This window comes from Helicobacter fennelliae (assembly GCF_900451005.1).
Lineage (GTDB): Bacteria > Campylobacterota > Campylobacteria > Campylobacterales > Helicobacteraceae > Helicobacter_B > Helicobacter_B fennelliae.
Genome location: NZ_UGIB01000001.1, coordinates 1,658,037 through 1,671,558 on the forward strand (window position 1 = coordinate 1,658,037; position 13,522 = coordinate 1,671,558).

At 39.6% G+C, this 13,522-nt stretch carries 16 protein-coding genes; 9 read left to right on the forward strand and 7 right to left on the reverse strand.

Going from position 1 to position 13,522, the window contains the following annotated elements; all coding sequences use genetic code 11:
- Window positions 1-76: 76 nt before the first annotated feature.
- Together pyrG and recJ are read left to right on the forward strand one after the other, a co-directional pair.
- Window positions 77-1,729, forward strand: a complete 1,653-nt coding sequence (gene pyrG / locus DY109_RS08230; RefSeq protein ID WP_023947050.1) for a glutamine hydrolyzing CTP synthase — start codon at window positions 77-79, stop codon at window positions 1,727-1,729.
- A gap of 2 nt (window positions 1,730-1,731) precedes the next feature.
- Window positions 1,732-3,321, forward strand: coding sequence for a single-stranded-DNA-specific exonuclease RecJ (gene recJ, locus DY109_RS08235; protein WP_023947048.1), 1,590 nt, complete (start codon window positions 1,732-1,734; stop codon window positions 3,319-3,321).
- A 58-nt stretch (window positions 3,322-3,379) separates the two neighbouring features.
- Here the strand turns inward: recJ and DY109_RS08240 are convergent, their stop codons facing one another.
- Together DY109_RS08240 and DY109_RS11545 are read right to left on the reverse strand one after the other, a co-directional pair.
- Window positions 3,380-4,264 carry a TIGR02757 family protein gene (locus DY109_RS08240; protein WP_023947046.1) on the reverse strand — a complete coding sequence of 295 codons (885 nt, stop codon included), beginning with the start codon at window positions 4,262-4,264 and terminating at the stop codon, window positions 3,380-3,382.
- Window positions 4,261-4,413, reverse strand: coding sequence for a hypothetical protein (locus tag DY109_RS11545; protein WP_023947044.1), 153 nt, complete (start codon window positions 4,411-4,413; stop codon window positions 4,261-4,263). Before DY109_RS11545 ends, DY109_RS08240 begins: the two co-directional genes overlap by 4 nt.
- Window positions 4,414-4,461: 48 nt before the next feature.
- Between DY109_RS11545 and DY109_RS12375 the strand changes: the two genes are divergently transcribed.
- Complete coding sequence (locus DY109_RS12375; protein WP_023947042.1) at window positions 4,462-4,590, forward strand: hypothetical protein; 129 nt, start codon at window positions 4,462-4,464, stop codon at window positions 4,588-4,590.
- Between the two features lie 191 nt (window positions 4,591-4,781).
- Here the strand turns inward: DY109_RS12375 and flgK are convergent, their stop codons facing one another.
- The 4 genes from flgK to DY109_RS08260 all read right to left on the reverse strand — a co-directional run bounded on the left by flgK (window position 4,782) and on the right by DY109_RS08260 (window position 7,618).
- Complete coding sequence (gene flgK, locus DY109_RS08245; protein WP_023947038.1) at window positions 4,782-6,608, reverse strand: flagellar hook-associated protein FlgK; 1,827 nt, start codon at window positions 6,606-6,608, stop codon at window positions 4,782-4,784.
- Window positions 6,609-6,639: 31 nt separating this feature from the next.
- Window positions 6,640-7,080, reverse strand: a complete 441-nt coding sequence (locus DY109_RS08250) for a hypothetical protein (protein WP_034549355.1) — start codon at window positions 7,078-7,080, stop codon at window positions 6,640-6,642.
- Window positions 7,081-7,121: 41 nt separating this feature from the next.
- Window positions 7,122-7,334 carry a flagellar biosynthesis anti-sigma factor FlgM gene (locus tag DY109_RS08255; RefSeq protein ID WP_023947033.1) on the reverse strand — a complete coding sequence of 71 codons (213 nt, stop codon included), beginning with the start codon at window positions 7,332-7,334 and terminating at the stop codon, window positions 7,122-7,124.
- A gap of 92 nt (window positions 7,335-7,426) precedes the next feature.
- Complete coding sequence (locus tag DY109_RS08260) at window positions 7,427-7,618, reverse strand: hypothetical protein (RefSeq protein WP_023947031.1); 192 nt, start codon at window positions 7,616-7,618, stop codon at window positions 7,427-7,429.
- 182 nt (window positions 7,619-7,800) lie between these two features.
- Here DY109_RS08260 and DY109_RS08265 point away from each other — a divergent pair, with 182 nt between their 5' ends.
- From DY109_RS08265 to DY109_RS08285, 6 genes are all read left to right on the forward strand, one after another.
- A complete protein-coding gene (locus DY109_RS08265) occupies window positions 7,801-8,970 on the forward strand; it encodes a peptidoglycan DD-metalloendopeptidase family protein (protein ID WP_181811306.1) in 1,170 nt (389 codons plus the stop codon).
- Window positions 8,967-9,611 carry an NUDIX domain-containing protein gene (locus DY109_RS08270; RefSeq protein WP_023947026.1) on the forward strand — a complete coding sequence of 215 codons (645 nt, stop codon included), beginning with the start codon at window positions 8,967-8,969 and terminating at the stop codon, window positions 9,609-9,611. The genes DY109_RS08265 and DY109_RS08270 overlap by 4 nt, the downstream gene beginning before the upstream one ends.
- A complete protein-coding gene (locus DY109_RS08275) occupies window positions 9,608-10,378 on the forward strand; it encodes a plasminogen-binding N-terminal domain-containing protein (RefSeq protein ID WP_023947024.1) in 771 nt (256 codons plus the stop codon). The genes DY109_RS08270 and DY109_RS08275 overlap by 4 nt, the downstream gene beginning before the upstream one ends.
- Window positions 10,379-10,388: 10 nt before the next feature.
- The gene (locus DY109_RS08280) at window positions 10,389-11,765 is read left to right on the forward strand and encodes an FAD-linked oxidase C-terminal domain-containing protein (RefSeq protein WP_023947022.1); all 1,377 of its coding nucleotides are present in this window, start codon (window positions 10,389-10,391) and stop codon (window positions 11,763-11,765) included.
- Window positions 11,766-11,807: 42 nt separating this feature from the next.
- Window positions 11,808-12,122, forward strand: coding sequence for a hypothetical protein (locus DY109_RS11175; RefSeq protein ID WP_146739937.1), 315 nt, complete (start codon window positions 11,808-11,810; stop codon window positions 12,120-12,122).
- 96 nt (window positions 12,123-12,218) lie between these two features.
- Window positions 12,219-13,214: a DUF268 domain-containing protein gene (locus DY109_RS08285; protein WP_023947016.1), complete on the forward strand. Its 996-nt coding sequence runs from the start codon at window positions 12,219-12,221 to the stop codon at window positions 13,212-13,214.
- Between the two features lie 127 nt (window positions 13,215-13,341).
- On the opposite strand, the gene DY109_RS11550 is transcribed toward DY109_RS08285, so the two are convergent.
- Window positions 13,342-13,515, reverse strand: coding sequence for a hypothetical protein (locus DY109_RS11550; protein WP_181894625.1), 174 nt, complete (start codon window positions 13,513-13,515; stop codon window positions 13,342-13,344).
- Between the last annotated feature and the right edge of the window lie 7 nt (window positions 13,516-13,522).

The window sequence follows — 13,522 nt, forward strand, 5'->3', positions numbered from 1 at the left end:
ACAATAACTTTTAAGCACTATTTGTATAGGATTATAAAAAATTTTGCATAAGCCAAGCAAGAATTAAGGAATACAAATGCATAACACAAAATATATCTTTGTTACCGGTGGAGTGCTAAGCTCTCTTGGTAAGGGCATATCATCTTCATCAATTGGCACACTTTTAAAACAAAGTGGCTATAAAGTGGCGATACTCAAAATCGATCCCTACATCAATGTAGATCCCGGAACAATGAGTCCGCTTGAGCATGGAGAAGTGTTTGTAACTGCTGATGGCGCAGAAACGGATTTAGATATAGGGCATTATGAGCGGTTTTTGAATGTCAATTTCACAAAGCAAAATAATTTTACCACCGGTCAAGTCTATCTTTCTGTGATAGAAAACGAACGACAAGGCAATTATTTAGGCAAAACGATTCAAATCGTCCCGCATATCGTTGATGAGATCAAAAAACGCATTAAATCAGTGGGTAAAAATTTTGACTTTTTGGTCGTGGAGCTTGGCGGAACAATCGGCGATATGGAGGGTTTGCCATTTCTTGAGGCGATGAGACAAATAAAACATGAGCTTCCAAAATCAAAAGTAATCAGCATTCATGTTACATTGATTCCGCTTATTAAGGCTGCTGGCGAGCTAAAAACAAAGCCTACACAGCATTCTGTGCAAGAGCTTCGTCGTATCGGGATCTCACCACAAATCATTGTCGCTCGCTGCGAAAAACCCCTCTCAAAAGAGCTCAAAAAAAAGCTAGCCCTTAGCTGTGATGTCGATGATGATAGTGTGATTGAAGCAGTTGATGCGCAAAGCATTTATCAATGCCCGCTTAATTTCTTAAAAGAAGGTATCTTAACGCCCATAGCACGAAGATTTGAGCTTCAAGAATTGCGCCCGCAAATGCAGGATTGGGACGCGCTTGTCAAAAAAATCATTCTGCCAAAAGATGAAGTTACAATCGCATTTGTCGGCAAATATCTAAGCCTCAAAGAATCTTATAAATCACTCACTGAAGCACTTATTCATGTTGGGGCAAATCTTGATGCTAGGGTCAATATCAAATGGATAGATTCACAGAATCTAGATTCTAGTAATCCTAAAATCATCGATGATACGCTTGGTGATGTTGATGGAATCTTGATTCCGGGAGGGTTTGGAGAAAGAGGGATTGAGGGCAAAATGATTGCTATCACTTATGCACGCGAGCATAACATTCCGTTTTTGGGTATTTGCCTTGGAATGCAGCTAAGTATCATTGAGTTTGCACACAATGTCTTGCATATCAAAGAAGCAAATTCAAGCGAATTTGATCCAAACACCCCATATCCATTTATTTATCTCATCGAGGATTTTATCGATCAGCAAGGAAACAATCAAATACGCACATACAAATCGCCAATGGGTGGCACAATGAGGCTTGGCGAGTATGAATGTATCCTTGCAAAAGGGACAAAAATCCTCAAAGCCTACAATGACCAATCACTTATCAAAGAGCGACATCGTCATCGCTATGAAGCAAACCCAAAATACAAAGCAATGCTTGAAGAGTATGGGCTTCTTATCAGTGGAGAATCCAAAAACGGCTTGATTGAGACAATCGAACTTCAAGATCACCCATTTTTTGTGGGCGTTCAGTTTCACCCTGAATTTACCTCGCGACTTCAAGCCCCAAATCCGATTATCCTTGAATTTGTCAAGCAAAGTCTAGAATCTAAAAATAAAACCTCTAAATAGTTATGAAACTCACAAAACAAAAAATCAAAGAGATTCTGACGCTAAGGACGCAAAATTGGGATTTTAAAACCCTCTCTTCATTGCCTCACCCATACACGCTCAAAAACTGCAAAGAAGCCTCACAGATCATAGCCAAATCCATACAAGAGCACAAAAAAATCCTCATTGTCGGGGATTATGATGTCGATGGAATCATCGCTAGTGTCGTGATGATGAAGTTTTTTGAATACATAGGTTATAGCAATGTGCAATATGTCATTCCTAATCGCTTTGAAGATGGCTATGGGCTTTCTGTGGATATTATCCGCAAACATATTGGCGATACGGGCGATATTATCATCACGGTTGATAATGGCATTACAGCTTTTGAAGCCGCGCAGTTTTGCTTTGAGAGAGGGATTCCGCTTATCATAACCGATCATCATATTCCCAAAGATACACTTCCAAACGCTACTTACATTATAAACCCTCAGCAAAAAGACTGCAATTTCGCACAAAAAGAAATCTGCGGGGCTATGGTAGCGTGGTATTTTTGCGCCGGGATCAAAATCGCGCTAGAATCTAAAGTCAATCTCACGCAACTTTTAGAGCTCATCATGCTAGCAACAATAGCTGATATGATGCCTCTAACACAAATCAACAAATGTATCGTGCTATATGGACTCAAAAAGCTACAAAACACGAATTTTCTAGCACTCCAAAAGCTAAAAACCCAACTCAAAACCAAAAACCCAACTGCCATTGATATATCATTTAGTATCACGCCTCTTATCAATGCTGCCGGAAGAATGGGCGAAGGAAGGATAGCAAGCGAGTTTTTGCTCTGCAATGATGAGCAAAAAAGCAACGAACTTTTTGCAATGCTTTTAGAGCTTAATAAAGAGCGCAAAGATACCGCAAAGAGCGTGCTTGAAGAAGCTATGCAGAGTGCGTATATTTATGATTATGCAGTCATTGCCAAAAATGATGCGTGGCATGAGGGCGTGCTAGGGATTGTTGCGGCGCAAATGGCGGAAAAATTTGAGCGACCTGCATTTGTGTTTTCTAAGACAAATGCAGGACTCAAGGGAAGTGCGCGCTCATTTGGGGATATTGATTTGATGCAAATGCTCCTAAAAGCCAAAGATTATCTCGGAGAATTTGGCGGGCATAGCAAGGCTGCTGGCATAGGCATAGATGAGGAAAAATTTTTAGACTTTTGTCAATACCTTCAGAATCTAGATTCTACTTCTACTATTTCTCGCAAAGATTCTGCTTGCGGGCTTAGTGATCCGCTAGATTCTGGTATATTTGGAGAGATTGAAGGAAGTGATATTGATGAGGAGCTTTTGGCACTTCTTCAGGAGTTTGAGCCATTTGGACAAGCCAATCCAAAGCCTACTTTTCAAGCAACACTTCAAGTCAAATCCATAGAAAATATTAAAAACCTCCATCAAAAATTTAGATTCCACACAACACATATTCAGGCTATTTCGTTTTTTAGCTCTGTTGAGATAGACAAAAACCAATGGGTGAAGGTTGATTTTAATATGCATCTTGATATATTTGGCAATAAGCCTATTATGGTGATTAAACAGATCCAAGAATGCTAAAGCTAGAATCTAAAGTAAAAGAATCTAGATTCTATAAATTGTATTTATGTGTTTTTGTTTATTTTTGGGTGGATTTTGTGAGCTTCTTTTTGGGCTGTTTGGGAATATTAATTTTTGGGGGTTTTAGATTCTCTAGATTCTGCTTTTGCCCTATTCTATATAGCGCGAAGTCATATTTGATCGGATCGTCTCTATCAAATGCCCCAAGATTCTTACTCACTTCCAAAACCGCTTTGATGTCATAGCTTTTGCGCTTCAAAAGCCCTAGATTCTGGCACATTCTAAATGTGTGCGTATCAAGTGGCAGAAGTAAATCGCTTGTTTTTATATACGCATTCCAAATGCCTAGATCGACATTATCTTTGCGCACCATCCAGCGCATAAACATATTCCAACGTTTCAGTGGCGAAGAAGTGTGAGGCTTACCTACCAAAAAATCAAACCCCATGCTTTGATGATTGCTCGCTTGTCTGATCGCCTCCATACACTCATAGATAATTTTTATAATTTTGGTATTCTCTATATTTTTGGCATTCATAGAAGGCACGGAAAGCTTGGTATTTTTGGTATTTTTGCAAGATTTATCCTTCGCGCAATGTGTAATGATAGATTCAAGCGCATTGGCACTTTTTAGCTCACAAAGCCCCAAAAAAAGAGCCTTGACATCATCTTGAGTTTGGAATCTATAATACGGAAAAGAAGTGCGCAAAATCCTCTCCCTAGAATCCAAAAGCCCAAAGTCAAGACTCTGCAAAAACTTAACAATAGATCGCACATTACCATACGCAAACAGCGCGCAAATAAGGGCTATGTATTCGATATTTGGGTGATTTTTGTATTGATAGAGCACAAAAAGTGGATCAAGATTTGTATGAGTGATAGAATCTTTTGTGTTGTGTATGTGGTATTGGAAGTCAAGTTGGGCTTTGAGGTTGTGGTTCATTTTATGCCTTTGTAAATTCTAATTTCCATGGAATCTAAATCCTCTCTTTTGACTTCTTTTTGTATTTGCATAGATTCTACTAGAATCTGTCGTTTTTGTCGTCCGTTTTTGTCGTCATTGCAAAGCCCTTTAGGGCTGTGGCAATCCATTTTGACTAGATTGCTTCGGCTTTGTGCCTCGCAATTGAGGGAGCAGGCTTGTCATTGCGAGTAGTTGTAAAACTGCGTGGCAATCTAGCAAATCCAGAATCTAAACCAGAATCCACTTCATCATGCCTTAAGCATCTGCAAAAAATCCAGAGAGAAACAAACCAGAATCTATTTTAGAATCTAGAATCTATGAAAACACAATGGCGCATCACGAAATTCTCTATTTTTAGCTTATTTTTATAATTTTGCAAGTTTGGCGCAAGATAAAATCAAGTGAGTCGCACTTTTTGTGCGTTGCCAAACAACACAAGATAAAACCAAACGAAGCAAAAAGAGAGAATTTAGCTCTCATAGAATCTAAATTCTAGCTATTGCTTAATCCCAAGCAAAGTCTCTATCATTCTATCAATCGTCGTAATCACCTTTGCATTAGCCGCATATCCGCCTTGAAACTTAATCAAATTCACCATTTCCTCATCAATACTCACTTGCGTGATCGCGAGATGTTCTTTTTTTGTGGCTTCCAGGACTGATTTTTTGGTATCAAGTATGCGTTGCGTCTCTTCTGTATCGGTAGCTACGCGCCCGGCTGCAAACTGATAAAACTCGCTAATTTTCATATTTGAGAGCTGTTTTGAGTGTTTGTTATAAAAATCCACCTTATCATATTGGAGCTGCTGCATCATATTTGCCACATCAAAGTTTCCATTAATTGGCGCAAGCCAAGGACGAATATATGTAGGATCTTTTTGGTATTGACGATGAATGTGTATATCTTTTGCGCTATCGCCATCAAGAAATTTATTAATCCCAATCGCTCCTGTGAAATTTGTGCCATTATCTTTGATCCCGACATATAGCCCTTCTGATGGTCGTTTGGCTTGGATAAAAAACTTCTTCACCATCGGATCAAAATACGCCTGAAAATAATCATCAAAGTCGTTTGTGTCGTTATTGTCTTTATTATCATCAATGTTTTCATTGATTTTTTGCACGACATCATGCATTGTTGTTACATTATCAATATAGATTCTGCGCTTTGCGATGACTTCGCCATTTGTATTGTATGCGATCACATCAAAAGAGCCATTTTTGACATTATAACCTGTATCTTTAAGGGCTTGATTGGCTTGAAAGCCCACTTGATCACTGCTAATCTCACTTGTCGCGGATTGAGCGTATATGGCATTTGTAGCCTCCATAAAGCCTTGCGCAAAAGTATCAAGATAATCAATATATTGCTGCAATTTTCCAATTTTTGTGCCATTGTAGCCTGTATTATAAAGGCTAATGAGCGATCCTGCCTTGCCCTCTAGCATTTTGTCAGTAACATCAACATCTTTAAAATCATAAGTGCGATAATACACGCGATTAAGGTGCTCGGCGTTGTTTTCTTTTTCTAATGTCAATGGGTGAAAAGTCGAACCATCGACGATATTAAAGCCTTGCGCGACATTCATAACATAATTTTCATCAAAGTCAGCCGTTGAGATTGAGGTTTGAGAATCTGTTTTGAGATGGTTTTTGAATACCTTACCACCGATAAGCTCTATAAGGTGGAATTCATACTCATCTCGCCTATCGCGCAATTCATTTGCCTGCTGATAACGTTTAGCGTCTTCCATTTCGCCTATTTTTTCATTTAAATGCGCGATTTCATAGCCTAAGCGATTGGCTTCTTTGACGATTGTCTCTAGATTCTCGCTTGCTTGCCTTTGGATCGCGGTAAGCTTGAGGCGCGTATCTCGTATATTGCGCGTCAAAACTTGAGTGGCTTCTGCTAGCACTTGCTTTTGTGCGGCGTCTTTTGGATTTTTGGAGAGATCTTTCCATGCGTTAAAATATGTCTCAAGATCATTATAGATTCCAACGCCATCGACATCTGGAAAATGCGCTGATACCTCTCGTAGATTGTTAAAGCTATTTTCAAAAAACGAATGCTCTGAAGCGGCTTTTGTATAGCGATCAAACACAAAATCATCATGGATTCTGCGAATAGCTTGCACATCAACGCCTCTTCCCATAATCAGCTGATTATGCATAACTAGCGGACGCTCTGGCTGTGCGATCACTCGTTTTCTGCTATAAAACTCATCACTTGCGTTAGAGATGTTATTACCCGTGGTATCAACCATCACTTGATGTGCTTGCAAGCCCGTGTAAGAGGTGTTAAGAGAAGTTAAGATTCCACCCATTTTGCTTCCTGTTTAGATTCTGTATTGCTTGCTAGACTTGGACTTGCAAGATATTGGCTTTGAGTTGAGAGGAGGCTTTTTTGTTTTCGCCATATCCGATATTTTCTTGAGGTATGATTCTGTCTTTGAGCGAGGTAAAAAACTCAAGCACTGCAAATACTATGCGCGCATAATCGCTATTGAGCTTTTTGAGCTCGCTTAATTTATCGCGCATATTGCCAAATAAATCGATAATTTCTGCACTTAAAATATCTTGAAGCTCTTGAGTGGGTTGATTGTTTTTTATGATTCTAATTTCTTGATCTATCAGGGATTTTTTTGTCTCAAATTCTTGGATTAAGGCTTCTTTTTTGGTATTTGACTCAAAAATCTCATTATGATTAGCAACCTTAATGCTCTCTATATCAAATTTCGTGTATTCAATAAGCGTTTGCAAATCCGCAATCGCGCCTTTTAAATATTGCACTAACATCACAACCTCCATTTATCTCCATATCATAAATGGAGATATTTTTAGAGATTAAGCAAATCTAGTGCCATTTTTTCTGAAGTTTTTTGTAAGTCAATCTTATAGTCTCTATTTTCAATAGATTCTTTGATTTGTGCTGCTTTGTTTTGATTGGTTACTTCTTGAATGTCTTTATTTTTTCGTATCATTGCTTTTTTTTCTTCTTCTTTGTAGCCGGCATTTACTGAAGCCAAGTTTGTTCTAATACCATCTATCATAGCAAACTCCTTGTTTTGAACTCATAATAAACCACAATCGACAATTCTTATTTATTTTGTATAGAAATGCAATTTTTCATTATCATTAACAATTACCGCAACTTCTTACTTAATTCTTTTTGGAGTGCTTCAACATCTGTTACATTATTGTTTGGCTGGCTGCTTGATGACTGAAATAGCGAAATATTCGGATTGACACGATATGTAAAAATACCGACAAAAATCATTGAATAGCAAAATAGCGCAAAACAAATGCTTGGAAAAATCCACACTCGCAAATTCATAGAAATCCTCGTTTTTGGGTTTAGAGCTTGGATTATACCAAAAAATACGCCCAAAGACTATCGAGTTTGTGAAAATAATCAAGTTTATTTAAAATATTTGTTATAATGCAAACTTTAATAAATCCCCTCAAAAATAATGATAAAAATAAAAGTCCAATAAATACAACAAAATGGAATACTCGATGAAAAAAATTTTATGTCTTGTGTGTTTGAGCTTTTGTATATGTCTAGGTGCTATTGGTGAGAGAATGCAATGGAGCAATGGACTTACCCTTTTGGCATTTTTTGAGCAGAATCTCATTCCACTCAAGCTCTATTATAATCTTCCCGCACAAGACAAAGAACTCACTGCTGAAGTAAAGGCAAATGCGACTTACTATACTTTGCGAAATGAAAATGGCGATTTGCTTCATGCGCTTATTCCGATAAGTAACGATGTCCAAATGCATATTTACAAAAAAAATAATGACTACAAACTTGATTTTATCCCTATTGTATCTTTTGCAAAACAGCAGATCCTCACAATCGCCACTCAAACTTCCCCATATCAAGATATAGTTAATATCACAGGAGATGTTTTGCTCGCTTCAGAATTTGCAAATATTTATAAAAAAAGTCTCTCATCTGCTGTTATACACACAAATGACAAAATAGCCCTCATTTTTGATCGTGAGTATCGACTCGGCAAGCCATTTGGCATTCCAGAGATTAAGGCTACGATGATAGAAACCGCAAAAAAGGCACATTATGTTTTCTTGCATACAAATGGACAATACTACAACAAAAACGGAAAAGAAATGGCAGGATTTGTCCTTGAAGTCCCTGTGCATTACACAAGAATTTCTTCTAAATTCTCTTATGGCAGACCTCACCCGATACTCAAAGTCGTCCGCCCGCATTATGGAGTGGATTATGTTGCCAAATATGGCACTCCAATCAGAGCTGCTGCCTCTGGAAGGGTTATATTTGCAGGTATTCGCGGAGGATATGGAAAGGTCGTCGAAATAGCGCACGAAGAAGGGCTAAAAACTCTTTATGCGCATATGAGCGTCATTAGCTCAAAAATCAAGCCCGGAGTCTATGTCAAAGTCGGCACAACAATAGGCAATGTCGGCAATACCGGAATAAGCACAGGTGCACATCTTCACTTTGGGGTTTATAAATTTAATCAGCCAATAAATCCTCTAGGCAGAATCCGAACCACAAAAAGCGAACTTAAAGGCAAAGAAAAAAAAGAATTCCTAGAGTATGCTAATCGCTATGAAGCAGCATTTCAAAACGCCATAAGCCTTGTTGATTGGGAAAAGCAATCATATAACATTTCAAATCAAGGAGATTTTATACAACAATGAGTTATTTTTTAAATCCACCGCAACCAACCCCAAAAATCACAGATTTACGGCAAGCACTCTGTAAAGATTCTCGATTTATTAAGCCTATGCGCCTTTATTATAAGCAAGATGGGCAAGAAAAAAATTGGGATATTATCCACTCTCACGATAGTGTATCTGTGATGATTTATGAGCAAGATCTCGAAGCATTTGTAATCGTCAAGCAATTCCGACCAGCGGTATTTATGCGTAATAATGACGGGTATATTTATGAGCTTTGCGCAGGGCTTGTAGATAAACCCAAAAAAACACTTGAAGAAATTGCTGCTGAGGAAGTTTTTGAAGAATGCGGATATGAAATCACGCCAAATCGACTTCAAAAAATCACAACCTTTTATACATCTGTGGGAATCAGCGGTGCGAGGCAGACTATCTTTTTTGTCTCTGTCAATAAAAACGACAAACACTCTCTTGGAGGCGGGATTGATGATGAAAAAATCGAAGTGCTCTATCTCAAAAAAGACAAAGCATTAGAATTTATAAATGATGAAACCTACCACAAAACACCAGCTTTAGGTTTTGCGATTAATTATTTTTTTTATCAATCTAATCAGAATCTAACAAATAGCACACTTACAACAGCACAAAAGGCAAATAAATGAAAAAATTTATAGTTGCAAGCTTGTGTATCGCCATGCATGCGCTAATGTATGCGGAGGCATTAAATAGTCCGATAAAAATCACTATCGACAAAATCGATACAAAATCTCAAACAATCCAATTTCTAGCCCCAGATCTCAAAGTCGGCGAAACAGGAATCATCAATCACCACTTTGGCGATAATTATCAAGGGATTATAGGTATCGCTCAAATCACACATATTGATTCTGCATATGCGAGTGCAAAAATCATTAATAATAAATTGCTTTCACAGCCCTACCTTCCAAATCCAACTATTGCAGTCTCAAAAGGCGATGAGATTGTGTTTCGGCTTCTTAATAATCAAGCCTTTATCATCGCACCAAATTTAGAGACATACGAAAAAGTGCGACTCGAAAACAAAGAGATTAATTTTTTAAATTCTGATCTGATGGTGGCATATCTTTTTGACAAAGGTGGGTTTGATCCTAAACCTTCATTTTTTAATGAAGTATGCCAAATGTATAGTGTCGGGCTTTTGTATGTCATCACCCAAAACACACTTCAGATTCTAGACTGCCAAAGCCTCATCGTCCTAGAATCTAAAGAGTTTGATACATCTGCAGTTACAGACACTATCGCGCCATTTTTTTCTAGAATCCAATACTCTTCAAGTGGCAGTTTAGACGCAAGCCTAAAATCCAAAAAATCCAAGCATTACTTTCAATATTATCAAGCCCTTGTCAAAGAAGGTATGGAATTTAAAACCATAAAAATAAAATCAAAATAATGAGGACAATATGCTAGAATCTACACATTTTAAAGCCCTGCAAAATATCGTGGGGCAGGAGAATTGCTACAATGACAAGGCGCATTTGATAGCCTACTGCTATGACGCCACAAGAGAGCGCTACGAGCCAGATGCGGTGGTGTATCCTAGAGATGAGCGCGATGTGAGCGAGATTTTAAAATATTGCAATACGCATAAAATCGCAGTGATCCCGCGCGGTGCGGGCAGTGGCTTTACCGGTGGCGCATTGCCACATAAAGGCGGGATAATCCTAGCGCTTGAGAAATATTTTAATAAAATTCTAGAAATTGATGAAAAAAATCTCATTGCGCGCGTGCAGCCCGGCGTAGTCAATAAGCACTTCCAAAATGCTGTCGAGCAAAAGGGGCTCTTTTACCCGCCAGATCCCGCAAGCCAAGAGTATAGCACGCTTGGGGGCAATGTGAGCGAAAACGCCGGCGGAATGCGCGCGGCAAAATATGGAATTACCAAAGACTATGTAATGGCGCTGCGCGCGGTGCTGCCAAATGGCGAGATAATCCGCGCAGGCAAAAAAACAATAAAAGATGTCGCAGGCTATAATATCGTAGGCACGCTGATAGCAAGCGAGGGGACGCTGGCGGTGATTACCGAGCTTACCCTAAAGCTCATCGCCAAGCCAAAGTATAAAAAGTCTGCCATGGGCGTGTTTGGTAGCATTGATGATGCGATGAATGCAGTCTATAAAAGCATGGCAAGCGGGATTACACCCGTGGCGATGGAGTTTTTGGATAATCTCAGCATTCGCGCAGTCGAGGAGCGCTTCCACAAAGGGCTACCCACAGAATCTGGCGCGATCCTCATCACCCAAGTAGATGGCGATCTTCCCCAAGTGATCGAGTATCAGCTAAGCGCGCTTGAGGCAAAATTTAAAGAAAACGGCTGCCAAGAGTTTAAAATCGCCCAAAGTGCACAGGAGGAGGAAGATCTGTGGTTTGCTAGACGCAATGCAAGCCAAAGTATCACAATCTATGGCAAAAAAAAGCTCAACGAAGACATCACCGTCCCGCGCGCGCGCCTGCCTGAGCTACTAGCTGGTATTGCCAAAGTGAGCGAGAAATACAGCTTTAAGATCCCCTGCTTTGGGCACACAGGCGATGGCAATGTACATACAAATGTGATGGTGGAGGACTTGAAGGATTTGGAGAAGGGGCATGAGGCGATAACTGAGATTTTTAAGCTCGCAGTCGATCTGGAGGGCACGCTTAGCGGCGAGCATGGCATAGGGCTCTCAAAAGCGCCATTTATGCACTTAGCCTTTAGTGAGGCAGAGATGAATCTCTTTAGGGCGCTGAAAAGGGCGTTTGATCCTAATAATATCCTAAACCCTGCCAAAATGGGGCTATAAAGTAATGCTTGGCTTTTTTGCGCACTTTTAGGCAATTCAGCTTTGCGCGATAAATCACCACGCATCGATTCTGCTTCATTGCGGCGCACGAGCAAGTACGCCTCATTCGCAGAATCTCTTTGTGGCAATTTCTCATCGCAAATCTTAGAATTGCTGTTGTCGCTTATTTTTCAGCCCTTATTCAAAGTAAAGAAGTTTTTTTGGGAAAACGCAACGCGCGGGTTTGTGAATAGGATTCTAAAATCTAAACCCGTTAAGATTCAAAATCTGCCCTGTCATTGCGAGCGAGTGAAACGAGCGTGGCAGTCTATTTGTAGAATCTTAGACAACACAGATTCTAAAATCCCCGCAGTTTAAGCCCCGTGCAATGCAAAAAATTATAAAATCCCCAAATCTCATTGGCGCGCATTATGATAAGCCAATGTATTTTATCCCACAATACAAGGAGAGTAAATGACAAAACAGCAAGTGCAAGAGATTCTTAAAAATCTTGCTTTTAGGATTCTCAAAAAAAGTATGAGTAACAAAGAACTAAACGCCGATCGGGCGCGCTATGAGCAGCTTAATACCGATACGCGCTTTAGCACAGGCAAGCAGCACGATTATATCTGCCGCTTTGATAAATACGCCCAAAATGGCGGGATAATCGATAATCAATACTTTATCCAAGACATTTGGGGTGCTAGAAAAGTCTATGAGCACGCGCCAAGTGTGCATTATGATGTGGGCTCTTCAGTGCAGGGCTTCATCGCGCACCTGCTTTCCCAAAAGCAAAAAATTGTGCTAATTGACATACGAAAAATGGATAATAACTTTGATACACAATTTTTAAGAGAGCCTAGAAATGTGCTAATGGGGGGGGGGCTAAGGCAAACTACCGCTTCCTTTCAAATCAAATCTCAAACAGAATCTAAATCAAAATCTAAATCAGAATCCAAACTTGATTCTGTGATTTTAGATTCTCATTCAAATTTCCATTCAAATTCTTGTGGCGGGATTGATTATATCTGCGCAGATGCGACAAATTTAGAAGGCATAGCAGATAATAGTGTCGAGTCGCTCTCTGCGCTCTGCTCGGTGGAGCATTTTGGCTTAGGGCGCTATGGCGATCCTATCGCGCCAAATGCGTGGGAGCAGGCACTACGTTCTTTTTCGCGTGTGCTAAAGCCCGGTGGCAGGCTGTATTTTAGCGTGCCTATTGGGCAGATAAGCAAAGTGTGCTTTAACGCGCACCGCGTGTTTCACCCGAGCCTGATTATAGAGACACTAGATTCTCTGCAGTTGCTTGAGTTTGGCTATATTGAGGGCTTTGATGTGATTAGAACGATGTGGCGCGAAAATGTGGATTGCGCGCTTATCACCGATGAGCGCGCGCTAGAGCGTATGCCAGAGATGCAAAATTGGGGCACAACGGGGCTTTTTGAGTTTATCAAGCCAGAATCTAAATAAGCTAAAAACTACAAATGACAGAATCTAGTTTCCAGAGAATCTAAATTCTAGCTTTTAAGCGATTTTACGGGAGATTTGTTTTTCGCTTCGTCGATAGGCGATTAGCCTTATCTCCTTGCTCAAAACTTCACAATCTATCAAACCCTTGCAAACCCTTGCAAACCCTTGCAAACCCTTGCAAACCCTTGCAAACCCTTGCAAACCCTTGCAAACTCATCTTAAAATCTAGAATTTTTTTATGCTTGTTTGTGTTTGCATAGATTCTAAAATCTAAAAACTCAAAAAATGGATTGCCACGCAAAAATAAA